Below are 22,201 nucleotides of genomic sequence, written 5' to 3' on the forward strand. Positions count from 1 at the left end.
CGGTTCGATGCAGGTGCGAAGCGCAGGAAATGCGCGACGAGTATGTACAGTTTGAAGCTTAGACCGCTGGCCTGTCTGCAGTTAAAAGTTGGTTTGACCTGCAGTATTAGTTCTAATGTGTGCTCATTTGAACCTAGGGGAACAGGTGTTAAATCGCAGCACAACTGGAGTTAACCTCTAGTTCATTTAAGCCTGAGGGAAGCGTCACATAGTTCCGTCTTGGTGATAAAGTAGACTCGTTTTTCACCGCTCACAAGCCCGAAAACGGCCGTTCGAGGCGTTCTACGTGACCGTGAGCCACGGTGATAATCTCGGAACACGCGCAGACAAGGCATCACATATTCATGCCAGCATGGCGCGCGAGCAGTCGCGAAGAATAGCCGACGGATGAGGGGCGCGCCAATCGAGGACGAGGATGTGACGGCTGGGCGCCTATACGGCTCCGTCCCCAATTTCTTCGATCGGCACCCACGCGTAGCCATATGGGCCCAATTCCACCGGGCCCAAATCGACGTCCGCGTCGGTGAAGTTGTGGAGACAGAGCAGATCGCCGCGCTGGAAGCCGAACACGCCTTCGACGCCAGTCTCGACCGCTTCATAGGGCGCCGTGCCGAGTTCGGGGTGCGCCTTGCGCTGGGCGATGAGCCCTCGGACGGTCATGAGCAAGGAGGCATCGTCAAGCTGCTGCTCCGCGACGGAAGTACCCTCGCCGCCAACGATGGGCCACCGAGTCTCGCCGGTAGAAAAGCCGGCGCCGGGGCCTGGTTCCCACTGCATGGGCGTGCGGACGGCATAGCGATCCGGAAGGGAGACGTCATCTCCCATGCCAATCTCGTCCCCGTAGTAGATAAAGGGCGCGCCCGGCAGTGTCATAAGCAGGGAGAAGAGGAGCTCGATCTTGCGGCGATCGCCTTCCATGAGCGGGGCGAGACGGCGTGCGATGCCCACGTTCGCCTTGGCGCGCGGGTCCTTGGCATAGGCGTCGTACATCCGGGTGCGCGCCGCGGGGCTCGCCATCTCGAGGGTGAGCTCGTCGTGATTGCGCAGGAACGTGCCCCACTGGCAGTCAGCCGGCAGGGGCGGTAGTTCGTCGAGGATGTCGTAGAGGGGCTCGGCGCTGCCCGTGGCGACGGCCTCGAAGATCTTGGGCATCACCGGGAAATTGAAGACCATGTGGACGCGGTTGCCGCTGCCGAAGTACTCCATGGTTTCGCGCGGCGGCTGGTTGGCCTCGGCGATCATCATCGCTTCCGGGTACTCCGCATTGACCATCGCGCGCAGCCGCTCGAGGAATGCGAAAGTCTCGGGCAGGGATTCGCCGCCTTGGCCGTCGCGCTCGAAGAGATAGGGGATGGCGTCGAGGCGGAAACCATCGAGTCCCTTGTCCATCCAAAATCGCACGATATCGAAGATTTCGGTCTGCACCGCCGGGCAGTCGTAATTGAGATCCGGCTGGTGCGTGTAGAAGCGGTGGAAGTAGTACTGCCCGCGCTCCTCGTCCCACGCCCAGTTAGAGATTTCGTAGTCGGTGAAGATAATGCGGATCTCGGGGTAGCGCGTGGGGTCGTCGCCCCACACGTAGTAGTCCCCGTAGGGGCCGGCGGGATCGCGGCGGGACTCCTGGAACCAGTAATGCTGGTCAGAGGTGTGGTTGAGTGCCAAGTCCGTGATGACGCGGATGCCGCGCGCGTGCGCCTGCTCCAGGAGCTCCTCGAAATCGGCCATCGTGCCGTAGCGCGGGTTAATGGAGCGGTAGTCCGCGATGTCGTAACCATCGTCGCGCATGGGCGAGTCGAACATGGGCGGCAGCCAGAGGCAATCCACGCCCAGCCATTCCAGGTAGTCGAGCTTGTCCGTCACTCCGCGCAGGTCGCCCATGCCGTCGCCATTCGAGTCATTGAAGGCGTGGAGGAGGGCTTGGTAGAAAATGGCGTTGTGGAACCAGCTCATTGAAGATCCTTTCGCTTGGCCCGCCACAGTGCCCACTCGAGCGCCACGAGGACTCCGGCTAAGAGGCCGGGCCACAGAGCGGGGGAGGGTTGGAAGAGATTGAGGATGGCCTGCAGGAGGGCCAGGGCAGCGAAGAAGCCGACGAAGCCCAAGGCCGAGTCCCACAGAAGCGCGCGGCGCATTAGCGCACCGTCACGCTAAATGTCGTGCCGTCAGAGAGCTGTACCTCGGTGGTGCCTGCAGTGAGCCCGCCGACGCCGGCGTTGAACTGGGTGCCGTCTTGCTCGTAGGCCGGACTGAAGACGGCAACGGCAGGATCAGCGACCGTCGCGTCGAGCCCCTCTGCGCCCGTAATGACGAGGTATTCCCCGGAGGCCAGCTCGATGTCCTTGCCCCTTAGCTCCGCGGGGCTGAGGATTTGCGGGGTCGGGGCGCCCTCGGCGGTGGGCTCTGCGCCCTGCGGATTCGTCAGCGGTGCCGCGGGGGCTGGGCTTTCCGATGCCCCCTCATTCCCACCGTCAGCCGGGGCCGAGGCCTCGGCGGGGACTGATGCCGCAGCGGGGGCATCGGTAGGTAAGGCCATACTCGTTGGGGACGCGGCGCTGCTGTGCACGCTCGGCGCGGGGGAGGCGGGCGCCGACGTCTCCGCGGATTCCTCGCCGCTGCTGCACGCAGTCACGGCGAGCGCAGCGGCGACGAAGGTGCCGACGGCAAGCGCTGTGTGACTCGTTCTCATCTAGGCTTTCACTCCTCCGGCGGTAAGCCCCGCCACGATACGGTGCTGGAAAACTAACACCATAATAATGAGTGGCACCGTCACGAGGGCGCCCGCGGCCATCGTCGCCGCGTAAGGGTACTCGAAAGCAGAGGGGCCGCTGAAGCGCGCGATGGCGACCGTCACCGGCTCGGTGGCGGTGGAGGACAGTTGCTTGGCGAGCATGAACTCGTTCCACGTCGTGATAAACGCGATAATCGCGGTGGTAAAGAGTGCCGGTGCGGCGAGCGGCAAAAGGACGAGGCGGAAGGCCTGGCCCTTTGTCGCGCCGTCGACGCGGGCGGCCTCCTCGAGCTCCCACGGCAGCTGCCGGAAGAAGCTGAGCAGCGTGTAGACCGTGAGCGGCAAGGCAAAGGAGATGTTCGGGATGATCATCGCCTGGTAGGTGCCGATCCACGTGAGATCGCCGAACAGCTGGAAGAGCGGCGTGACAAGCGCGATGCCTGGGAACATGGAGGCCGCGAGGATGATGCCTGTGACAAAGCCCTTTCCGGGGAAGTCGAGACGCGCGAGCGCGTACGCAGTAAACACGCCCACGGCGACGGCGACGGCGGTCGTCGCGAGCGAAATAAGCAGGGAGTTGCCGATGGCGCCGAGGAAGTCGTTGCCCTTGTCCGTGGCGAGCGCGTCCTTGAAGTTGTCGAGCGTGACGTGCGTGGGCCACGGAGTTGTATCGAACGTGTGGGCGCTGTCGCGCAAGGCCGTGACGACCATCCAGTAGAAGGGCGCAAGACCCCAGAACATGATGAAGAGGATGCCGGCGTAGTGGCCGACGGTGCTCCACAGTTTGTTGCCGGTCATGCTGCTACCTCCTGGTTGTCCTGAGCTTTCTTCGCCGCTTTTTCTTGGCGGCGTTGCGCACGCTTCTCCGCCGTGCCGCCCACGTCAGCGCCGAGGAAGCGGATGAGGATGAAGGCGACGGCGAAGATGAGCAGGAAGATGAGCGTGGACAGTGCCGAGGCCGAATTGAAGTTGCCCTGGCGCATATCCTCGACCACGAGCTGCGACACCGTTGCGGTGGGCGAGTTCGAGGAGCTGGAAATCATGATGACGGGCAGGTCGTACATGCGCAGTGCGTCGAGGGTGCGGAAGAGGATGGCGACCATGAGGGCCGGTTTCACCAGCGGTAGTGTGATCTTGGTGAAGCGCTGCCACGCGGTGGCGCCGTCGACGCGGGCCGCCTCGTAGACGTCCCTGGGGATCATCTGCAGGCCGGCGAGGATGAGCAGCGCCATAAACGGCGCAGTCTTCCACACGTCCGCGATGATGACGGCCAAACGCGCATAGAACGGGTCCGTCGTCCACGCGACGTGCGTGCCCAGCAGGGAGTTGACGATGCCCTGCGGGGCGAACATGAACTGCCACAGCTTCGCCGTCACGGCCGTAGGAATGGCCCACGGCACGAGCACGGCCGCACGTACAAGGCCGCGGCCCTTGTACTCGCCGTTCATGATGAGTGCCATGATCATGCCGAGGATGGTCTCGAGCAGCACCGTGACGACGGCGAAGAAGATCGTGATGCGCACGGCAGGCCAGAAGTCCGTGGCGATAACCCCCGGCGGGCAGGCGCTCACCACTCCCGTGCCGGACATGCATCGGTTGTTGACCCAGTAGAGGTAGTTCTCGAGACCTGCAAACTGTCCTTCGACGAAGACGCCGGTGGAGGGGTCGAGGCGCCGGTTGCCCTGGAAGGAGAGCATGATGGCGCGCACGATGGGGTAGCCGATGACGATAGCCAGCACGATGAGCGCCGGCGCAATGAGCCCGGCGGCCTGGCCGTAGGTCTTGCGTTTTAAGGCTTGGGGCGTGGAAATTGCCACAGCGGTGGGCCTTTCTAGCTTGAGTGATGATGACGCGCTCCGTACGCCGGGGCGATGCGGCATCCTTGTGACGGACATCCTATCGCGTGAAAGTGTGACTTCAGCGAATTGCGGACCGTAGGGACGAGGAAAGCGTTTGAGAAAACGCGAAGGCCGCCCCACGACGGGGGCGGCGAGGCGTCTGTGAGGACGGTGAATTAGCCCTGCTGTGCCTGCTCGATGGCAGCCTTCATGTCGGCGGTGGCGTCGTCGACGGAGGTACCGGAGGTCAGGGCTGCGTAGGCGTTATCCTGCACGGCCTTAGAGATGGCGGTGTAGAACGGGGAGACCGGACGCGGTGCAGCGTTCTCCAAGGACTCCTTGAGTGCCGGCAGGTACGGGAACTGCTTGATCAGTTCCGCATCGTCGTAGATGGACGAGAGGACCGGCGGGAAGGAAGCCTCAGCGAAGGACTTCTGGTTGTCCTCGTTGACGATGAACTTCATGAAGTCCAGTGCAGTCTGCTTGTGCTCGGAGTTGATGTTGATGCCGTTGTTGTAGCCACCCAACGTGGACACGCCCACGCCGTCCTTGCCCACGAGCGGGGAGACCTCAACCTTGACGCCAGCGTCGACGGCGTTGGTGTACATGTACGGCCAGTTGATGGCGAAGGCGGTCTTACCCTCGGTGAATGCGAGGTTGGTCTCTTCCTCCGTGGCGGCGGTGGAGTCCTTGGAGATGACGCCATCCTTGTAGGCGTCGACCATGGCCTGGAGACCCTCCTTGGACTCGGTGGAGTCCACGTTGACGGAGCCGTCGTCCTTGAGGACGCTGCCGCCCCAGCCTTCCATGAAGCCGGCGGTATTGACGGTGAGGCCCTCGTACTGCTTGAGCTGCGTGGTCAGGCAGTTGGTGCCTTCCTTGAGCGCCTCACACGCAGACTTGAAGTCATCGAACTTGTTGACCTCGGTCGGGGCGAGCTCCGCGTTGCGGAAGAGCAGCTGGCCGTTGGTGTTCTGCGGCAGTGCGTAGAGCATGTCGTTGTACGTCGCGGATTCGACGGTGGCCGGCAGCAGGTCTGCGGTGTCGACCTCGAGGTCGCCGGTGAGCGGTGCCAGCCACTGGTTAGCGGCAAAGTCTGCAGTCCACACGACGTCGAGTGCCATGACGTCATAATCGGAGTTGCCAGCCTGCAAGGACTGAACGAGGGTCTCGCGCTGTGCGTCGGCCTCACCAGCAAGCTCGGCGAGGGTGACCTTCTCGTCCGGGTGCTCCTTGTTCCACGCTTCGATGATGGGTTGAATCTTGTCAGTATCGTTCTTGCCCATCGCGAAGGTGATGGGGCCGCGGCCGCCTTCGCCCGTGCCCTCTTGTGCTGCTTGGGAGCTGTCATCGGACGAGTTCGAGCAGCCCGTGAGCACCAGAGCGAGTGCCGCAGTGGTCGCGAGGATAGTCTTCTTCATGGAGTTTTCACCTTTCAGAAACAACAGTTGTCTCAAAGGTAAAATACCCACAGCGCTCGTGGCCGCTTTTTGTGGTTTTTCACGCTCAATGGGGGTAACGCGCATACCCCTCCTGCGCGAGAGTGGGGAGCGCCTGAACTGGCTGCGTAGGGCGGCGGGTCGACACTCGAAGGAAGGCCGTCGTGACCAGCGCATGCGACCAGAGATTCGCCCCAGCGATTCGCCGGTGGCTCGTTCTGTCCGCATGGACCGACGCGGGTAACGTGAAGAGCCATGAGCACTTATGACTTGGAGCGTATTCGCACCGCACTCGCTGAAGACTATGCCGTTATCGACTACGTCGAGGAAACCGGTTCGACGAATACCGATCTGATGCAGGCCACCGACGTCACTGATGGCACTGTTCGCCTCACTGATCTGCAGACCGCCGGCAAAGGCCGCCTGGGCCGCGTGTGGACCGCGCCGAAGGGCTCGCAGGTGACCTTCTCTGTTCTCCTGCTTCCTGAGTCCCTCGATCATCTGGGCACCTTGCCTCTCGCCGCGGGTTTGGCCGTCACCGACGCGATCCCCGGCACGGTCCTCAAGTGGCCCAACGACGTGTTACTCGACGGCAAGAAGCTCTGCGGCATCCTCGCCGAAGCCGGTCCCGTGGGCAAGGCCTTCAAGTCGGGCACATTCAAGTCCGGCGAAATGAACAAAGCAGAAATTAATAAGGCCGAAGTCAATAAGGCAGAAATTAATAAGGCCGAAATCGCCCCGAAGACGGAAGCCTCCAAGCTCGAGGTGTCCAAGGTCGAGGTCGCGCCGAAGACTGAAGTCAATAAGGCAGAGATCAACAAGACTGAGGTAAATAAAGCCGAAATCAACAAGGCTGAGGTCAATAAGGCCGAAATCAATAAGGCTGAGGTGGCGCCGAAGACGCAGGGCGGCAAGGCGCCGTCCGCACGCGTCGTGCTCGGCATGGGCATTAACGTCTCCATCGCGGAAGAGGAACTGCCGGTTCCCACGGCTACCTCGCTTGTGCTCGCGGGCCGCGAGGATGACCGCACCGGGGTGGCCATCGCAATCCTCAAGGCGCTGCGCCACCGTATCGAGCAGTGGGAGAACCAGGATCCGCAGCTCATGGATGACTACCGCAAGGTCTGCTCGTCGATTGGACTCAATGTGCGCCTCGAAGCCCCGACCGGGGATGTCACCGGCATCGTGGAAGGTGTTGCGGAGGACGGCCGTATCAACGTCGGCGGCGAATACTACTCGGCCGGTGACGTCATTCACCTGCGCCCGACCGACTAATTTCGAGTCTGCGTCTTCTACGAGGGGATAGGATAAGAGAGTCTTTCTCTTCCTATCCCCTCATTTGCTCGCACTGCGCGGAAAGGTGCCTCGACGTGGCTCGACGTTCTCTTTTATCCTTCCGTCGTTCTTCGCGCATGCTGTCGGCTGCAGCGCTGATAGCCGTAGCTTTCACCGTCGGGGCGTGCAGCGAGGGCGGTTCCTCCGAGCCGCGCACGAGCACCATCACGGTGCGGCCGTCGGAACAGCCCGGCGAGGGCGCTCCTTCGGCGTCCGCCGCCGACCCCAGCGAGGGCGTGGCACAGGACGCGCAGCCCGCGCCGTCCGGTGACGATTCTCTCGCAGAGGCGTACGGGCGCATCCTTGATAATCCACGCTCGGTGAATTTCAACTACGACTACAGCCTGCGGACTTCACGAGCGAGCGGAAGCTACCAGTATGCGCTCGCTGACATCACGGGGGACAACTCGCCGGAGCTGCTCCTGTGCGATTGCAACTACGACGTCAGCCCCGTCGTTGCCATCAACGGTGCGGCCAATCCGGCGAATCCGGTGGTCTCCGAAGACGTCCTCATCAGGGGTGCTGCCGGCGCGGGCGGTGGACGCTATGGCCTCTCGGTAGGCAACGGTGGGATGTATCAAATCGAATGGCACTCGCTGCGTCCGGAATCCTATGCGACTAAGTTCGGCATGCAGGATTCCCATCTTGTGAAAACTGCTGAGAAGGTCGAGATCCAGAATCCGAGCGAGTTGGGGGTCACGGCCGTGAATTTCGTCGACGTATCGGACCGTTCGGTACTGAGCAACGCGGGTCTTGGGACGGCATCGGCAGGCCCGGCCCAGACAGCAGCGAATACTGCTACTGCGCAGGAAAGCCAGCCCCAAGGTGAGAACGTGCTCAGCGGCACCATTAAGCAGATGACGGCGCGGGAAGTCATGAAGGGGCAGCCGACGCCGAATGGTGAGTCCCCGGACTTGACGCTCTGGGTGTTGGTTCTCGATAGCCCGCAGTCGTTGACGGGCAGGTCGACCGGTTACCGAGGAGCGTTAAGGACACGCCCTAACCAAGAGATGGTGAGCTTAGACGACCACGGCGAATGGTCTGGATATAAGGATCAACACGTGAACCTCACATACGACCCCACGCAGTCGTGGTGGCCCAGCGACACCAGCCTGCCGCTGGGCAAGCTGCGTGCCTACCCCGTCGATGTGTCGGTGGGGTAGCACCCCTGAAACGCAGCAACGCAGCATCCCCGCCACACTCACGATGGAGCGGTGCGGGGATGAATTCGTGAGGGGACGTTAAGCCTGCGATGACAGGCCATTGCTCGAGGCGGTGCTGTTATCGGGTCGCCGACCTATGCCGCCAGCGGGGCCACCGCCCATGCCACCCTCAGCGGCTTCGCCCGCAGTCACTGCGGTGTCGGTGCCGTTGACGGTGACGGTACCCACGGCGGCATCCGAAAGCACGAGCACGACCTGCGCGTCCTCCGCGGCGTTGACGGTGATATCGCCTGCGTCGCCGGTAATCCGGTAGACGCCGGCCTCGGTGATATCGGAGCCGGTGAGGTCCTGAACGTCATCTATGGATCACTCGTCGTCCTTGGTCACCGTGTGATCGGAGTTCTCATCGGCTGCCTCGGAAGCTGACGGTGGGCGGGCGGTGTCGTAGGAGACGGACTTGGCGGTGGGAGTGTTCTCGGCGGCCTGCGGGGAGCACGCGGCGAGCATAATCGCTGCGGTTGCGGTCGCGATGGAGGCGAGGAGGGGCTTCTTCATGACAGGGTGTCCTTAAAGTAGTTGTTGATGACGCGGTTCCATTTATTCGAGGGCAGTTCCGGGTGCATGGTGGCCATGCCCGTGCCGAACTTGGAGACGCGGGTAGGGCGGTGGCCAAGGCCCCACAGGATTTTGTCGAGCGGGGAGGGGCGGGCGCTGGACTTTGTTTCAATGAAGACGACGTCGCAGTTCTCTAGGCGCTGGTTGGAGCGCTCTGAGCGCCACGTCAGTGCCGTGTCGATGGTGGCGCGGCCGACACCGCTGGGCCGAAGCGTTGCGCGCAGATAGGTGTTGTGGACGCTGGGGCTGAGCTGGCCCACGAGCTGGGGGTTGAGCTCCGCATCAAGGAAATCCAGCGCCTCGGGGGCGAGCCTGCCGCTGTGGGCGTACGCGGGCGCGATGGGCACGCGGTGCTTGACCGTGACCCCGCGCGGGCCGCGGGTCTTTACCTCGCAGAAGCCCAGGTTGGAGTCGACGTAGGTGCGCTGGCGAACCTTAAAGCGGCGGCGGCGCTTCTGCGCAGTCATGCGGTAGGAAAGCAAGTCCGGGGTGTCGAAGTAGGTGGTGGCGTAGCGCTGCTGGCGCTTGCCATTGATCTCCAGCACGCGGGTATCGGCGGGGACCTCGTCGAGGAATGCGCGCAGCTCGTCGGAGTGGATGAGGTACTTGCGGTCGACGCGGGTCATCATGCGGGCCTCGGCGTTCATTTCGTCGAGGGTTATGGAGTCGAATCTACTGAACATGAGCCAACTCCGAGTGTGCGGATTCGGCGTGCTTCGCCGTGGAGTCCTTGCGGCGCTCGAGCGGGCTGCGGCGGCCTCGGACCTGGACCCAGGTCGTGTCGTTGACGATGTCGACGCGGTGGGTGGTCACGCCGAGGATTTGGGCATCGAGCATGTCTTCCAGCTCATCCTTGAGCTCATCCTGGTCGGTGATCGCGCGGTCGAGGGTCATCTCCCGAACGAAGTAGCCACCGAAGAGCAGCTGGGAATCGACGATGACGAGGGCGAGGACGATGAGGATGATGGCGCCGATGGCGATGGGGTTGACCTCATCCGACAAGCCGGCGATAAGCCCTGTGGCGAGCGCGGCAAAGAAATACGCGACCTCGGTTTGGGAAATCTCGGAGGAGCGCAGTCGGATGATGGACAGGACGCCGAAGAGACCCAGGCCCACGCCGGCGGAGACTTCCATGTCGGCGAGCATGAGGGAGACGCCCAACACGCCGATGTTGACGCCGATGAAAGCGACAACCAGATCGGCGCGCTGGTGGCGGGGCAGGTAAACGGCAAAGACGAGGAGGACGATGGCGATGATGTCGACGCCCATCATGATTGCGATATCGGTGCTCATTGGAAGCAGACCTTTCTAACTCGGTGTCGCTCTTTACTCTGCGGCGCTGAGATGTGAGAACACTTTTGTTTCCTTCCACCTGCCTGTGGAATTACCGCAGAGTTTTCTAGGACGTTCGTTGAATGCTTCCTGTGAGCGTTGCAGGGTGCGGCTGTTGGGGCGAGGGACGTCTAGGATGAGGAGTCATGAATCTTATGAAGATGCGCCCGGGCGAGTATCCCGTCGTCGACGTGACGGCGCCGTATCGCTCGCTCATCTTCCCTGTCCTCGAGCTCATCCTCATCACGGGTCTCGCCTGGATCGGCATTGGCTACCTGGACGCACATGGCTTTGAAGCAACGGTGCGCAACGCCGTGGTGGTGCTCTGGGGCATCCTCGTGCTGTGGCGCTTTGTTCTGCCGGTCTATCGCGCACGCCGCCGTCGGTTCATCCTTACGACGACGCGCATTATCGCGCGGACAGGCAAGAAGATTGACTCCATTCCGCTTTCCGATGTCGTGGGCGTGCGCCGCCGCCGCGGCGGGATTTCGCTTGCTATTCGCGGCTACGATCGGGCACTTTATTTCCCGGATCTGCCGCGCACGAAGCGTATCGAGCGCGCCGTAGCCTCCGAGCTGGAGCAGTACAGCTCGCCGCTGTGGCGCTAGCCATAAAGGCCGCGAGGGCGGCTAGTAGGATGTAGGGCGTGATTAAGACAGTAAGTGTTATCGGAGACGGCCAGCTCGCGCGCATGATGCAACCGGCGGCCGTTGAATTAGGGATCAAAATCCAACTCCTCGCCGGTGCCCCAGACTCCTCGGCGGCGCAGGTCATTCCTGCCGTGACGGTGGGGGACTATCACTCCACCGCGAACTGTCTCGCCGTCGCCGAGGGCTCGGACGCTGTCACCTTCGACCACGAGCACGTGCCTTCCGATGCCCTCGCGGCCATGCTCGACGCCGGCTACAGCGTCCAGCCCGCCCCGAGCGCCCTCATTAACGCCCAGGACAAGCTGGTGCAACGCCGCCGCATGCGCGAGCTCGGCGCACCAGTGCCGCCCTTCGCCGACATCTCTTCGGCGGAGGATGCCCAGAACTTCTGGAACGAGGTCGACGGTAACGTCTGTCTCAAGGCCTGCCGCGGCGGCTATGACGGTCACGGCGTGTGGTTCCCCAAGGACCTGACTGAGCTCGAGTCCCTCGTCGCTGAGTTGCTCGAGGCTGGCACCCCGCTCATGGCGGAGAAGAAGGTGGCGCTTACCCGCGAGCTGTCTATCCTCGTCGCTCGCAATCCCTCTGGTGAGGTCAAGGTCTGGCCGATCACCATGTCCGTGCAGGAAAACGGCGTCTGCGCCGAAGCCATCGCGCCCGCTCCGGATCTCGCTCCCGAGCTCGCACAGCGTGCCACGGATCTTGGCGTGCAGATCGCCACCGAGCTCGGCGTGACGGGCGTGCTCGCTGTCGAGCTCTTCGCCTACACCAACGACGAGGGCGTAGAGGATATCGCCGTCAACGAGCTGGCCATGCGCCCCCACAACACCGGCCACTGGACCCAGGCAGGCTCCATTACCAGCCAGTTTGAGCAGCACCTGCGCGCCGTCCTCGACCTCCCGCTGGGCGATCCGTCTGCCTCCGCGCCCATTACCGTCATGGCTAACGTGCTGGGCGCCGACGAGGATCCGGCTATGCCCATGGCTGACCGTGTCGTCGAGGTCGCTCGCCGTTTCCCTAACGCCAAGATCCACCTCTACGGCAAGGGCCACCGTCCGGGCCGCAAGATTGGCCACGTCAATCTCACCGGCAATGCCGCCGATGCCGCCACCGTCGCCGCCACCCGCCGCGACGCCAAGCTCGCCGCGTACTTTCTGGTCCACGCCGAATGGGCCGACCAGGCTTAACCCCCACTACTTTCGAGGAGAAGAATATGAATGCACAGGTCGGCCTCATTATGGGCTCCGATTCCGATTGGCCCACCGTCGAACCCGCCGCCCAGGTCCTCGCGGACTTCGGCATCCCCTTCGAGGTAGGCGTGGTCTCCGCGCACCGTACCCCGGAGAAGATGCTGTCCTACGCCAAATCCGCTCACACGCGCGGCCTTAAGGCGATCATCGCGTGCGCCGGTGGTGCAGCCCACTTGCCGGGCATGGTCGCGGCCGCCACGCCGCTGCCTGTCATCGGTATTCCGCGTGCGCTTAAGGACTTGGACGGACTTGATTCCCTTCTCTCCATCGTCCAGATGCCCGGAGGCGTACCCGTCGCGACCGTCTCCATCGGCGGCGCCAAGAATGCCGGCTTGCTCGCCGTGCGCATCCTGTCCGCTGGCAACGCAGAGCTTCTGAAAAAAATGGTCGACTACCAGGCGAATATGGCTGCCGAGGTCGAGCAGAAAGACGCGAACCTCCGCGCCAAGTTAATGGGTGAGTAGCGCTTTCTTTGCGTATGCGCCGTAGACACCGCCGGACTCACTGGCATGTGTCCATTCTTTGCCTGGTGGCGCAACGATTATGCTTATCCCCGTGGATCCTATCGTTGTTCTCGGCTCGCGCGTCAAGCGCGGGCGTCCAGGAATATTGCTCGAGGAGCGTTTGCGCGCGGCGATGGCTGCAGCGGTACCTGGGCAGACTTTCATCGTCAGCGGTAAGGGCGAGGCGCCCGCCATGCGTCGCTACCTCGAGGAGCACGGGTTTGATGGGGTGATCGAAGATAACGAGGCGACATCGACGAATGAGAATCTTGAAAATGCGTGGCGACTTGCCGGTGGGGCTGGCCGTCTCATCGTTGTAACTAACAATTTTCATGTTCTGAGGACGCGGTTGTGGGCCTGGCATTTGGGTGTTCCGGCCCGGGTCATTTCAGCTCCCACACCCTTTGATCAGCGCTTGGTTAACTATGCGCGGGAAATTGTCGCGACCCCGCATTCGGCCGGGCGGATCCTCTTTCGGAAAATAGTGCACTCCCTGTCGAGGGCGTAAATTGTGCGAAGTTACATTTTGCACTAATCGGTGTTGCACGCTACGCCCAGCGTAGTCGTCATACCACTGCCACCCATGCATGGTCCTGTTATGTGTTGACACCTTCCTAGGAGCATGCCTTGAACACTCCGGTATGGCCGCACAGTTCTTTGCGCCCGAGGCGGCCTTGCCAGGGGCATGCGCGGCCGTCATGCACAACATAACGGCGCTATCTATGCCTTCCTTGTTCGTCGTCTCGATGGGCGACGCGTGCAGGCATCGGTGCCCGCGCGGGAGCGCGGAGCGCAGCCGGTATAAAATTCCTCTGAGTGCATATCAATTCCACGGGGTGAGACTGTGGGGCGCACGTTTTCACCCCCGCATTCCGCCCCCATTTCTGTCAACCTATTGAACATGCACCTAAAAGCCCTGTTCGCGCCGATTGTTTAAGTAACTTTTTTATAACGGCGCCGCGAAGTCCTTTCGTATTACGTCAAAATGGTGCATATTTTAACTCACCCCACCATTTAATGAACCTTCGTGCAAGGGTTCATTCCTTTTACTTGGCGGTGTATTGGGGCCCGCCAGGACATGCCGCCGCTCGGTTCCGTCGATGGGGAGCGCAACCTCTATCGAACGTCGAAAGCTGAGCGGCGGTGCCTTTCTTGGGGGCTGTCCTATGTCTGGGGAATTAAAGGCACCGAATCGAGACGCAGCGCCGGCATGATCTGATCGAGCGGCATGACGGCCAGATTCAGTGTCCCCTCGTAGCGGCCTTCCATCATGCCCACGGGGTGGATCACGCCGTCCTTGAGGGCGAAAACGGGGGCCAGAATCACCATGGTTACTTGTCGCTGCGAAGACGAGTCGCCCGGAACTGGTGTGGTACTGGTAGGTGCCGCGCTGAGGTATTTCCGCTGGTTGCGCTCGTTGTGGCGGGCAAATTCAACTAATAGCCAGAGAAATGCAGGGCTCGTTGTAACGCTGTGCGCCCAAACAACCACAAGGAGGGTGAAAGGCTTCCGGCAGGAAAGAATGCCAGTACGAAGCACCACCACGAGAAGAAGGAGTCCTCTCATGAAAAAGGGAATCATCGCCATCACCACCGCCACCGTCGCCGTCCTTACCGCGGGTGGGGCAGCGATTGCCACGGGCGCGAGCGATACCCCCGCCATGACTGCTGGCACGGAGGACATTCTCAAGCCTGGCATGGAGATGACGTTCACCGCGACGTGCCCCGACAACAGCACACGCGCGGACCTCACCACGAGCTTCGGTGCCCACGCCGTCCTGCGGCCGGCGGCAGATGCTGGCTACCTCATGGGCGAGTTCACCGCGCCGGAGCAGATTGGCCCCGGCCCGGCTGACGGCTACCACACGTACACTGTTACCTGCGAGAACGGAGCGACGACCACCGCGCGCTTCGCCGACGCCGGCAACGGCACGGCCCAGACAGCTCGCAGCTAAACCGCACAGGCGGCCGACAGCTCACGCCGCGCCACCACCATAGGTACACCCCAAGAAAGCAGTCAGTGTCCGTCACCTATCTCCCCGCCGCGCGCCGGAAAGCCTTTAGCGAGGCTTTCCGGGCGCATTACCCTGCCGTGCGCGCGTTCTTTGCGCGCCGCGCGCCCGCCGAGCACGTCGAGGAATTCACCGCTGACGTCTTCGAGCGCGCCTGGGGCAACTTCGACCAGATTGAAGGCGACGTCCTCCCGTGGCTCTACGGCGTCGCCCGCAACGTCTTGCGCGAACACTATCGCACGCAGGAGCGCCGTCCGCGGCTCGTGGATCTCGAGCAGCCGGAGGCGGATCCCCTGGCCGAGGATTTTGCGAGCCACAGCGATCTGAACCTCGATATCAACCGTGCACTGCTCACTCTCAGTCCCGCTGAGCGTGAGATTCTCACCCTCCACGCGTGGGAGGGCCTCACGCCGGCCGAGCTCGCTGAGGTCCTAGGTCTCACTCCCACGAACGCCCGCGTGCGTCTTCACCGCGCGCGCACCAGCCTCGCCCGCGCCCTTGACAGCGCCGGCTCCCACTAAGGACAACCGTCATGAACGATCCTCTCGCCCAACTTGCTGCGGCTAACCCCGTCCCCGACGAGTCACTCACCCCCGAACAGCAGGAGCGCGCCGACGCCCTCCTGGAACGTCTCACACAACCTGCCCAGAAGAAGCGCCGTCCCTTCCTCGTCGCTGCTGCGGCCGTCGCGGTGCTGGCCCTCGGCGTCGCCGTCATTCCGGGCTTGAGCAATAACGCCACGCCCCAGGCGACGGCGGAGGAGGTGCTTGCCCGGGCCGGGGAGGCATCGGCAAGCCAGGCGGATGCCCCGACCCTCGGTCAGGAGTACATGAAGCGCACGGACAGCGACGGCCAGGCCACCGTCACCACGGAATACGAGGTCCAAGCCGGCCAGCTGCGCCAGGACACCCGCACCGAGGGCACCTCCGCCGCACTCGCGGACTTCGACCCCTCGCCCCGCATCACGCTCGCCCAGCTTGCCGATGCCCCCTCCGCCGACGCCCTGCGTGACCTCGCCGTCGCCACGTATGGCGACGCCGCGCTCGGCTCGCTCCAGCTTCTTTTGCACCCAGGGCTGACCTCCGCGCAGCAGAAGTTCGTCTATGACAACCTCGCGGCGGCCGGCGGCAACGACCTGGGCAGCGCGGACATTACGGAGGGTGAAGACTCGCTCGTCACCGTCTACCGCGACGCGGACCACGTGAGCTTCAGTGTTCTACCGTCCACCGGCCAGATCGTGGAGGTCCATGGCCTCGTCGCCCCGGACGTGACTACCCGCGTCGAGGCCACGGCTATCCTGGGCTGCGTCTCCGTGACCGGACTCGAGGGCCCCGAACTGATTTCGCTCGCTTGCGCGGACAACAACTACCTCGTCCGTGACCTCAAGTGGTCGAACTGGGGTGCCGACTCCGCCCGCGCGGAAGGCACGGCCTTTATCAACGACTGTGACCCCAACTGTGCGGACTCTGGCTTCACAGAGCTGCCCGTCACCGTCACTGTGCGCAAGCCCCAGGAGTGCGGCTACAACGCGAAGCTCTACTCGAGGCTCGACGTCGCCTACGTGGACGAGCCCGCGCGCGACGAGACCTTCGACATCGGCTGCGACCAGTCGCCCACGAACTAACTAGCGCCCCAGCTTGCCCGGCAGTTGGCGCAGGATGTTGTCGATTTCCTTCCATGCGGTCGCGCGCGACTCTTTCTCGGGGAAGTTCGAGGCACGCAGACCCAGGTACGCGATGCGGTCCGCGGCGTGGTTGAGTGGGTCGCCCGCATGCCCTAGCACGCGGCCGATGGTCGCCTTGCCTTGCTTGTTGAAGTCCCGCCACGCCTGCTGGAAGCGCGAACGTGCGCCCGAGGAGACGCCGCGCCACGTGCGCCGCGACTTTGCGCCGCGCCCGCCGGCCAGGATATTGTCCACGGCCTCGAGCGCCGCGACGGAATCTGTCTCGATGATGACGCGCTCGAAGCCGTTCTTCAGCGCGTACTTGAGCGCGAGCGTGATGGTCTCCAGCTCGAGCTCGTCCGTGCCTGCCTTCGTCATCCGCGTGCGTAGCTGGTAGTCGCCATTGGAGGCGACGAAGCACATCGCGCCCTTAGATAGCGTGTCCGAGGACGCGTCAGTCGCAATGCGCACCTGCTGGCCCCGGCCCGCACAACGCGAGCGGTTGGGGAGCCAATGCGTGGGCGGCGCCTCGATCGCCGGCGCCTGCTTGGCAGGGCGCTCGCCTTCCTTCTTCGAGCGGCGCACGGCCTGGGCCTCGTGCTGCTTGCGCAGTCCGCGTGCCCGGTTGCCCGCTTTATTCTCGTCCGCGAACGAGCCGGTGACGAGGTAGCCCGCCCGGCGGATGCGCGTGCCCAACGCCGCTTGACGGCGTCCCACCACGACCCAGATGGGCTTGGGAACGCCTTTGACCGCGCGCTCGAACTCGGCGAAGACCTGGGGGTAGGGGTCCGCGTTCATCGTCTTGCCGGTGCGCACGAAGCGGCGCTTGCCGCCCGCCTCGACCGCGATGACCCAACCGTAGAGCTTGCCGTGCGGTGCCGACTTCCAGGGGATATCCCACAGCGCGATGGCCACGTGGGTGCGCGCGGAGATCATCTCTTGGGTGACCTTGCGCGTGGCGTAGGTGCGCGAGGACTTGCCCATGAGGGTGGTGATATCGATCGCGTCCTTTTTTGCCATGCCTCTAAGTTAATCGCACCGCGCCCGCCTGTGCGATTCAGGTCCGCGTCCCCGCTGCGCACCCTGGTTCTCGACGCAGCGGGGGAGTGGCCCGCCCCACCCTATTTACAGATTGTTGAACAAACCTCTATGATGATCGACATCACACACCTCTGCGACCCTCATCACTCAAAGGAGTCCACCGTGAGCACGGAAACAACGGCAACGCCCGTCCAGAAGAATCCGCCCAAGGGCATCGGCGCCATGGCCGGTGCCATGTTCCTCATGGCCACCTCGGCCATCGGTCCGGGCTTCCTCACCCAGACCTCGGTCTTTACCGTCCAGATGGGCGCGGCCTTCGCGTTTGCCATCCTCCTGTCGATCCTCGTCGACATCGCGGTGCAGCTCAACGTCTGGCGCGTCCTCGCCGTCTCCGGCCTGCGCGCCAACGAGCTGGGCAACACCGTCCTGCCGGGCCTTGGCTGGGGCATGGCGGTCTTCGTCTTCATCGGCGGCCTCGTCTTCAACATCGGCAATATCGCCGGCGCGGGCCTGGGCGTCAACGCGATGCTCGGCATCGACGCGCGCTGGGGCGGCATCATCGCCGCAGCCATCGCCGTGTTCATCTTCCTGTCCAAGCGCGCGGGCGTGGCTCTCGACCGTCTCGTCGCCGCGCTCGGCGCCATCATGATCCTGCTCATGCTCTACGTTGCCATCGTCTCCCAGCCGCCGGTCGGCGAGGCCTTGAAGAATACGTTCCTGCCCGAGGAGATCGACTTCTTCGTCATCACCACGCTCGTGGGCGGCACTGTGGGCGGCTACATCACGTTCGCTGGCGCCCACCGCCTTATCGACTCCGGACTCACCGGACCGGAGAATATCAAGAACATCACGCAGACCTCCGTGTGGGGCATCATCATCACCGGCATCATGCGCGTCCTGCTCTTCCTCGCCATCCTCGGCGTCGTCGCCACCGGCGTGACCCTCTCCAAGGAGAACACGGCTGCGGACGCCTTCTTCCAGGCCGCCGGCCAGTTCGGCCTCCGCGCCTTCGGCGTCGTCCTCTTCGCCGCGGGCCTGTCCTCGGTCATCGGTGCGTCCTACACCTCCATCTCCTTCGTCACCACGCAGCAGGTCGCCCCGCGCACCCGCAACTTCCTAACGGTCGCCTTCATCGTCGTGTGCACCGTCGCATTCGCCATCATGAACTCCGCTCCGCAGAAGCTCCTCATCTTCGCCGGTGCCTTCAACGGCCTTATCCTTCCCATCGGCTTTGCCGTCGTCATGTGGGTCGCCTGGCGCCGCCGCGACCTACTGGGCGGTTATAAGTACCCTGCGTGGCTGCTGGGCATCGGCTTGCTGGCCTGGCTGCTCACCATCTTCATCGGCGTCAAGGCCTTCTCCGGCATCACGGCGCTGTGGGCATAATGATGATTCCCGAAGAGGTTCGCGCCGCAGCGCGCACCCAGGCGCTCACCACGACAGCGGGCCTGGCGCGCGGCTACATGCAAGCCAATCTGCTTGCCGTGCCCCAGGAATACGCCTTCGATTTTCTGCTTTTTGCGCAGCGTAACCCCAAGCCGTGCCCCATCGTGGGTGTCCTCGAGGCAGGGCAGTATTCCTCCGAGCTCCTGCCCGGCGGCGACATCCGGACCGATATCCCCGGCTACCGCGTCTTCCGTGACGGCGAGCTCATCGCCGAGCCTTCCGATGCCACCGCCTACTGGTCCCAGGACATGGTCGCGTTCCTTATCGGCTGTTCCTTTACCTTTGAGACGGCTCTCCTCGACAACGGCGTGCCCGTCGCGCACATCGAGCAGGGTCGCAACGTGCCCATGTACCGCACGACCATCCCCACGACCCCGGCGGGTGTGTTCTCCGGACCCATGGTCGTGTCCATGCGCCCCATCCCGGCCGCCCAGGTCGCCGACGCGGTGCGGATTACCTCGCGCTACCCGTCCGTTCACGGCGCGCCCGTGCACGTGGGCGACCCGGCCGCCATCGGAATTGCGGACCTCACGCAGCCAGACTTCGGCGAGGCCGTCGATATCCCAGCGGGCACCGTGCCGGTCTTTTGGGCGTGCGGCGTGACCCCGCAGGCCATCGTCATGGAATCCAAGCCGAGCCTGGCGATTACGCACCAGCCCGGCACGATGCTCGTGACCAACGCGCGGGACCTCGAATACCAGGTGCCGTAGTACAGGGCTCGTTGCCTCAACGCGCGAAAAATCGGCGCAGATGTGGCGATTTTGGCAGTGACACAGAGGGCGAGAGCTAGTCCAGTACGGCGAGGATCTTGTCGAGCGTGCCCAGCAGCGTCGCGCGGGAAAGCTCCGCGGCGTCCTCGCGCTTGCCTTCGGCAATGAGCGTGGCAAGCTCCACGTTGCCGTCGATGTGGGAGGCGTGGAGATCGGGGTAGCGGGGGATGACGCGCAGGAAGCTCAGACGCATGCGGGCGAGCAGGTTGGACATCTCGCGGTCGAGCGAGACGCTGCCCAGGCTCGCCACGAGGGCACGGTGGAAGCGCTGGTTGATATTCGACACCATTGCGTGGCCGGGCTCGTCCAGGTGCTCGCGCGCCGAGGCCGTGAGCGTGACCAGTGCGCCGGGGTCGTCGAACGTGCCCCACCGCACGCCAGCGGGTTCGAGGGCCGCGCGGGCCAGATAAAGATCGCGCACGAATTCTGCGTCCGGGACAGCGAGGAAGACGCCGCGGTTGGGCTTGCGGTGGACCAAGCCTTGTGCGCCGAGCATGGCGAAAGCTTCGCGCAGGGTATTGCGCGAGCAATCGAAGCGTTCGGCGGCGCGGATTTCGCTGAGCTGTTGGCCAGGCTCGAACTCGCCATCGGAGATAGCCTCGCGCAGGGCAGAGGTCACGGTGTCAGCAAGCATGCGTTTGACCTTACTCTACGGCGACGGAGTCCGAGCCTGGATTCACCGACTTAGGCGATGGTGGCGATGACCGTGCTGGGGGTGAGCTTGTCTCCCGGCTTCGCCTGGAGCGTGATGGTGCCGGTGTGCGGGGCCTTGATGGTGGATTCCATCTTCATGGCCTCGACGGTGGCGATGACATCGCCCTCGCTGACCTGCGCGCCGTTGGCGACGTGCCAGTCCACGAGGTTGGCCTGGAAGGGGCTGGTGACGGCGTTCTCGTCGGTGGGGGCGGCGCCGGTAGACGGTGCGGAGGAGGGGGCATCGGAAGGCGCGGTGAAGAGCTCGGCGGGGAAGCCGATGTTGACGAGCTTGCCGTCGATCTCCACGGCGACGGTGCGGCGCTGGGCGTAGATGGACTCCACCGGCGCGGACTGCACGGCGCCGCCCGGGCGGTAGTTGTGGTCAACCCAGTCGGTGTAGACGCCCGTGCCGGAGTCGAGGTTCACGAGGGCGGGCTCGTGGACCATGTCGCGGTGGAAGGGGAGCACGGTGCGCACGCCGTTGATGGTGAACTCCGTGAGTGCCTGCTGCGCGCGGCGTAGAGCGACCTCGCGCGTCGGGCCCCACACGATGAGCTTGGCGATGAGCGAGTCGTAGTACGGCGGCACGATGGAGCCGGAGCGCACGGCGGCGTCGACGCGGATGCCGGGGCCGGTGGGCGGCTCAAAGGCGACGATGGTGCCAGGGCAGGGCGCAAAGCCGTTGAGGATGTCCTCGGCGTTGATGCGGAACTCGAAGGCGTGACCGTGGGAGGCGGGATCCTCGGTGAGCGAGAGTTCCTCGCCCGCGGCGACGCGGAATTGCTCGGCGATGATGTCGACGCCGGTGACGACCTCGGTGACGGGGTGCTCGACCTGGACGCGGGTGTTGACCTCGAGGAAGGAGATGGTGCCGTCCTCAGAGACGATGTACTCGACGGTGCCGGCGCCGGTGTAGCCGACCTTCTGGCAGATGGCGCGGGCGCCCTCGATGATGCCCTCGCGCTGGGCGTCAGTGAGCCCCGGGGCCGGGGCCTCCTCGACGAGCTTCTGGAAGCGGCGCTGCGTGGAGCAGTCGCGCGTGCCGAGCACGACGACGTTGCCGTGGGTATCCGCGATGACCTGGGCCTCGACGTGGCGCGGGTGGGTGAGGAATTTCTCGACGTAGCACTCGGCGCGGCCGAAGGCCTCGCGGGCCTCGCGGCCGGCGGAGTTGAAGGCGCCCTCGATGGACTCGAGATCGTCGACGACCTTGAGGCCGCGTCCGCCGCCGCCGTAGGCCGCCTTAATCGCGATGGGGAGGCCGTGCTTCTGCGCGAACTCGCGGGCCTCCTGCCAGTCGTCGATGGGGTCCGAGGTACCCGGCGCCAGCGGGGCGCCGACCTCCTCGGCGACGCGGCGGGCCGCAATCTTGTCGCCGAGCAAGTCGATGGCGTCCGGCGAGGGGCCGACCCAGGTCAGGCCGGCGCCGGTGACGGCGCGGGCGAACTCGGAGTTCTCCGACAGGAAGCCGTAGCCCGGGTGGACGGCGTCCGCGCCCGCGCGCACCGCGATATCGAGGATGGCGGGGACGTTCATGTACGTATCCGCCGCGGTGTTGCCCGGCAGGGCGTAGGCCTCGTCCGCGACCTGCGTGTGCAGGGCACCGGCGTCGGCCTCGGAGTAGATGGCGATGGACTTCATGCCAAGGTCGCGGGCGGTGCGCGCAATACGCACGGCGATCTCGCCGCGGTTGGCGATGAGCACGGTCTGAATCTTCATGT

At 64.0% G+C, this 22,201-nt stretch carries 25 protein-coding genes; 11 read left to right on the forward strand and 14 right to left on the reverse strand.

Annotated features, from left to right (window positions below):
* Window positions 1-432: 432 nt before the first annotated feature.
* The 6 genes from treS to HMPREF0307_RS00990 all read right to left on the reverse strand — a co-directional run bounded on the left by treS (window position 433) and on the right by HMPREF0307_RS00990 (window position 5,987).
* Window positions 433-1,950: a maltose alpha-D-glucosyltransferase gene (treS, locus tag HMPREF0307_RS00965; RefSeq protein ID WP_066485144.1), complete on the reverse strand. Its 1,518-nt coding sequence runs from the start codon at window positions 1,948-1,950 to the stop codon at window positions 433-435.
* The gene (locus HMPREF0307_RS00970; RefSeq protein ID WP_066485149.1) at window positions 1,947-2,132 is read right to left on the reverse strand and encodes a hypothetical protein; all 186 of its coding nucleotides are present in this window, start codon (window positions 2,130-2,132) and stop codon (window positions 1,947-1,949) included. The genes treS and HMPREF0307_RS00970 overlap by 4 nt, the downstream gene beginning before the upstream one ends.
* The gene (locus HMPREF0307_RS00975; RefSeq protein WP_066485152.1) at window positions 2,132-2,686 is read right to left on the reverse strand and encodes a hypothetical protein; all 555 of its coding nucleotides are present in this window, start codon (window positions 2,684-2,686) and stop codon (window positions 2,132-2,134) included. The genes HMPREF0307_RS00970 and HMPREF0307_RS00975 overlap by 1 nt, the downstream gene beginning before the upstream one ends.
* Complete coding sequence (locus HMPREF0307_RS00980) at window positions 2,687-3,526, reverse strand: carbohydrate ABC transporter permease (RefSeq protein WP_066485159.1); 840 nt, start codon at window positions 3,524-3,526, stop codon at window positions 2,687-2,689.
* A complete protein-coding gene (locus HMPREF0307_RS00985; RefSeq protein WP_066485166.1) occupies window positions 3,523-4,545 on the reverse strand; it encodes a carbohydrate ABC transporter permease in 1,023 nt (340 codons plus the stop codon). Before HMPREF0307_RS00985 ends, HMPREF0307_RS00980 begins: the two co-directional genes overlap by 4 nt.
* 197 nt (window positions 4,546-4,742) lie before the next feature.
* A complete protein-coding gene (locus HMPREF0307_RS00990) occupies window positions 4,743-5,987 on the reverse strand; it encodes an ABC transporter substrate-binding protein (protein WP_066485177.1) in 1,245 nt (414 codons plus the stop codon).
* Window positions 5,988-6,260: 273 nt separating this feature from the next.
* Between HMPREF0307_RS00990 and HMPREF0307_RS00995 the strand changes: the two genes are divergently transcribed.
* Both HMPREF0307_RS00995 and HMPREF0307_RS01000 read left to right on the forward strand, forming a co-directional pair.
* On the forward strand, window positions 6,261-7,280 hold the full coding sequence (locus HMPREF0307_RS00995; protein WP_066485182.1) for a biotin--[acetyl-CoA-carboxylase] ligase: 1,020 nt from the start codon (window positions 6,261-6,263) through the stop codon (window positions 7,278-7,280).
* Between the two features lie 95 nt (window positions 7,281-7,375).
* Window positions 7,376-8,503, forward strand: coding sequence for a hypothetical protein (locus HMPREF0307_RS01000; protein ID WP_141759154.1), 1,128 nt, complete (start codon window positions 7,376-7,378; stop codon window positions 8,501-8,503).
* Between the two features lie 78 nt (window positions 8,504-8,581).
* Here HMPREF0307_RS01000 and HMPREF0307_RS12780 read toward each other — a convergent pair whose 3' ends face one another.
* The 4 genes from HMPREF0307_RS12780 to HMPREF0307_RS01015 all read right to left on the reverse strand — a co-directional run bounded on the left by HMPREF0307_RS12780 (window position 8,582) and on the right by HMPREF0307_RS01015 (window position 10,411).
* On the reverse strand, window positions 8,582-8,755 hold the full coding sequence (locus HMPREF0307_RS12780; protein ID WP_156435889.1) for a hypothetical protein: 174 nt from the start codon (window positions 8,753-8,755) through the stop codon (window positions 8,582-8,584).
* A gap of 114 nt (window positions 8,756-8,869) precedes the next feature.
* On the reverse strand, window positions 8,870-9,058 hold the full coding sequence (locus HMPREF0307_RS01005; RefSeq protein ID WP_066485190.1) for a hypothetical protein: 189 nt from the start codon (window positions 9,056-9,058) through the stop codon (window positions 8,870-8,872).
* Window positions 9,055-9,801 carry a polyphosphate polymerase domain-containing protein gene (locus HMPREF0307_RS01010; protein WP_066485193.1) on the reverse strand — a complete coding sequence of 249 codons (747 nt, stop codon included), beginning with the start codon at window positions 9,799-9,801 and terminating at the stop codon, window positions 9,055-9,057. Before HMPREF0307_RS01010 ends, HMPREF0307_RS01005 begins: the two co-directional genes overlap by 4 nt.
* Window positions 9,791-10,411 (reverse strand): DUF4956 domain-containing protein, encoded by a 621-nt coding sequence (locus tag HMPREF0307_RS01015; RefSeq protein ID WP_070540159.1) that lies wholly within the window; start codon window positions 10,409-10,411, stop codon window positions 9,791-9,793. The genes HMPREF0307_RS01010 and HMPREF0307_RS01015 overlap by 11 nt, the downstream gene beginning before the upstream one ends.
* A gap of 185 nt (window positions 10,412-10,596) precedes the next feature.
* On the opposite strand from HMPREF0307_RS01015, the gene HMPREF0307_RS01020 reads away from it, so the two are divergent.
* The 4 genes from HMPREF0307_RS01020 (at window position 10,597) to HMPREF0307_RS01035 (ending at window position 13,361) form a co-directional block, all read left to right on the forward strand.
* Window positions 10,597-11,058, forward strand: coding sequence for a hypothetical protein (locus HMPREF0307_RS01020; RefSeq protein WP_066485202.1), 462 nt, complete (start codon window positions 10,597-10,599; stop codon window positions 11,056-11,058).
* A gap of 41 nt (window positions 11,059-11,099) precedes the next feature.
* Window positions 11,100-12,287 (forward strand): 5-(carboxyamino)imidazole ribonucleotide synthase, encoded by a 1,188-nt coding sequence (locus tag HMPREF0307_RS01025; RefSeq protein WP_141759158.1) that lies wholly within the window; start codon window positions 11,100-11,102, stop codon window positions 12,285-12,287.
* Window positions 12,288-12,313: 26 nt separating this feature from the next.
* Complete coding sequence (gene purE / locus HMPREF0307_RS01030) at window positions 12,314-12,814, forward strand: 5-(carboxyamino)imidazole ribonucleotide mutase (protein WP_066485205.1); 501 nt, start codon at window positions 12,314-12,316, stop codon at window positions 12,812-12,814.
* Between the two features lie 91 nt (window positions 12,815-12,905).
* Window positions 12,906-13,361 carry a YdcF family protein gene (locus tag HMPREF0307_RS01035; RefSeq protein WP_231724979.1) on the forward strand — a complete coding sequence of 152 codons (456 nt, stop codon included), beginning with the start codon at window positions 12,906-12,908 and terminating at the stop codon, window positions 13,359-13,361.
* Between the two features lie 656 nt (window positions 13,362-14,017).
* Here HMPREF0307_RS01035 and HMPREF0307_RS12785 read toward each other — a convergent pair.
* Complete coding sequence (locus tag HMPREF0307_RS12785) at window positions 14,018-14,434, reverse strand: hypothetical protein (protein ID WP_156435890.1); 417 nt, start codon at window positions 14,432-14,434, stop codon at window positions 14,018-14,020.
* Between HMPREF0307_RS12785 and HMPREF0307_RS01040 the strand changes: the two genes are divergently transcribed.
* The 3 genes from HMPREF0307_RS01040 to HMPREF0307_RS01050 all read left to right on the forward strand — a co-directional run bounded on the left by HMPREF0307_RS01040 (window position 14,418) and on the right by HMPREF0307_RS01050 (window position 16,488).
* Window positions 14,418-14,807: a hypothetical protein gene (locus HMPREF0307_RS01040; RefSeq protein WP_066485218.1), complete on the forward strand. Its 390-nt coding sequence runs from the start codon at window positions 14,418-14,420 to the stop codon at window positions 14,805-14,807. The two genes, HMPREF0307_RS12785 and HMPREF0307_RS01040, sit on opposite strands and share 17 nt — an antisense overlap.
* A 65-nt stretch (window positions 14,808-14,872) precedes the next feature.
* The gene (locus HMPREF0307_RS01045) at window positions 14,873-15,385 is read left to right on the forward strand and encodes an RNA polymerase sigma factor (RefSeq protein WP_066485228.1); all 513 of its coding nucleotides are present in this window, start codon (window positions 14,873-14,875) and stop codon (window positions 15,383-15,385) included.
* 11 nt (window positions 15,386-15,396) lie between these two features.
* Window positions 15,397-16,488, forward strand: coding sequence for a hypothetical protein (locus HMPREF0307_RS01050; protein WP_066485238.1), 1,092 nt, complete (start codon window positions 15,397-15,399; stop codon window positions 16,486-16,488).
* On the opposite strand, the gene HMPREF0307_RS01055 is transcribed toward HMPREF0307_RS01050, so the two are convergent.
* Entirely contained in the window at window positions 16,489-17,547 is a 1,059-nt protein-coding gene (locus tag HMPREF0307_RS01055; RefSeq protein WP_066485246.1) for a ribonuclease HI, read from the reverse strand.
* Between the two features lie 243 nt (window positions 17,548-17,790).
* On the opposite strand from HMPREF0307_RS01055, the gene HMPREF0307_RS01060 reads away from it, so the two are divergent.
* Window positions 17,791-18,954, forward strand: coding sequence for an NRAMP family divalent metal transporter (locus tag HMPREF0307_RS01060; protein WP_196131523.1), 1,164 nt, complete (start codon window positions 17,791-17,793; stop codon window positions 18,952-18,954).
* Window positions 18,954-19,724, forward strand: a complete 771-nt coding sequence (locus tag HMPREF0307_RS01065) for a putative hydro-lyase (protein ID WP_066485252.1) — start codon at window positions 18,954-18,956, stop codon at window positions 19,722-19,724. The genes HMPREF0307_RS01060 and HMPREF0307_RS01065 overlap by 1 nt, the downstream gene beginning before the upstream one ends.
* A 76-nt stretch (window positions 19,725-19,800) precedes the next feature.
* Here the strand turns inward: HMPREF0307_RS01065 and HMPREF0307_RS01070 are convergent, their stop codons facing one another.
* On the reverse strand, window positions 19,801-20,418 hold the full coding sequence (locus tag HMPREF0307_RS01070; protein ID WP_066485258.1) for a GntR family transcriptional regulator: 618 nt from the start codon (window positions 20,416-20,418) through the stop codon (window positions 19,801-19,803).
* 50 nt (window positions 20,419-20,468) lie between these two features.
* Complete coding sequence (locus tag HMPREF0307_RS01075; protein ID WP_066485264.1) at window positions 20,469-22,199, reverse strand: acetyl/propionyl/methylcrotonyl-CoA carboxylase subunit alpha; 1,731 nt, start codon at window positions 22,197-22,199, stop codon at window positions 20,469-20,471.
* Between the last annotated feature and the right edge of the window lie 2 nt (window positions 22,200-22,201).

Origin of the sequence: Corynebacterium sp. DNF00584, from assembly GCF_001552965.1 — a bacterium.
Taxonomy (GTDB): domain Bacteria; phylum Actinomycetota; class Actinomycetes; order Mycobacteriales; family Mycobacteriaceae; genus Corynebacterium; species Corynebacterium phoceense.

Coding starts and splice junctions, on each gene's coding strand:
- HMPREF0307_RS12785 (WP_156435890.1), bottom strand. CDS start 14,434: ATGATTCCCTTTTTCATGAGAGGACTCCTTCTTCTCGTGGTGGTGCTT.
- purE (WP_066485205.1), top strand. CDS start 12,314: ATGAATGCACAGGTCGGCCTCATTATGGGCTCCGATTCCGATTGGCCC.
- HMPREF0307_RS01015 (WP_070540159.1), bottom strand. CDS start 10,411: ATGAGCACCGATATCGCAATCATGATGGGCGTCGACATCATCGCCATC.
- HMPREF0307_RS01010 (WP_066485193.1), bottom strand. CDS start 9,801: ATGTTCAGTAGATTCGACTCCATAACCCTCGACGAAATGAACGCCGAG.
- treS (WP_066485144.1), bottom strand. CDS start 1,950: ATGAGCTGGTTCCACAACGCCATTTTCTACCAAGCCCTCCTCCACGCC.
- HMPREF0307_RS01005 (WP_066485190.1), bottom strand. CDS start 9,058: ATGAAGAAGCCCCTCCTCGCCTCCATCGCGACCGCAACCGCAGCGATT.
- HMPREF0307_RS01040 (WP_066485218.1), top strand. CDS start 14,418: ATGAAAAAGGGAATCATCGCCATCACCACCGCCACCGTCGCCGTCCTT.
- HMPREF0307_RS00970 (WP_066485149.1), bottom strand. CDS start 2,132: ATGCGCCGCGCGCTTCTGTGGGACTCGGCCTTGGGCTTCGTCGGCTTC.
- HMPREF0307_RS00980 (WP_066485159.1), bottom strand. CDS start 3,526: ATGACCGGCAACAAACTGTGGAGCACCGTCGGCCACTACGCCGGCATC.
- HMPREF0307_RS00995 (WP_066485182.1), top strand. CDS start 6,261: ATGAGCACTTATGACTTGGAGCGTATTCGCACCGCACTCGCTGAAGAC.
- HMPREF0307_RS01065 (WP_066485252.1), top strand. CDS start 18,954: ATGATGATTCCCGAAGAGGTTCGCGCCGCAGCGCGCACCCAGGCGCTC.
- HMPREF0307_RS01070 (WP_066485258.1), bottom strand. CDS start 20,418: ATGCTTGCTGACACCGTGACCTCTGCCCTGCGCGAGGCTATCTCCGAT.
- HMPREF0307_RS00990 (WP_066485177.1), bottom strand. CDS start 5,987: ATGAAGAAGACTATCCTCGCGACCACTGCGGCACTCGCTCTGGTGCTC.
- HMPREF0307_RS01050 (WP_066485238.1), top strand. CDS start 15,397: ATGAACGATCCTCTCGCCCAACTTGCTGCGGCTAACCCCGTCCCCGAC.
- HMPREF0307_RS01060 (WP_196131523.1), top strand. CDS start 17,791: ATGGCCGGTGCCATGTTCCTCATGGCCACCTCGGCCATCGGTCCGGGC.
- HMPREF0307_RS01075 (WP_066485264.1), bottom strand. CDS start 22,199: ATGAAGATTCAGACCGTGCTCATCGCCAACCGCGGCGAGATCGCCGTG.
- HMPREF0307_RS01055 (WP_066485246.1), bottom strand. CDS start 17,547: ATGGCAAAAAAGGACGCGATCGATATCACCACCCTCATGGGCAAGTCC.
- HMPREF0307_RS01020 (WP_066485202.1), top strand. CDS start 10,597: ATGAATCTTATGAAGATGCGCCCGGGCGAGTATCCCGTCGTCGACGTG.
- HMPREF0307_RS00975 (WP_066485152.1), bottom strand. CDS start 2,686: ATGAGAACGAGTCACACAGCGCTTGCCGTCGGCACCTTCGTCGCCGCT.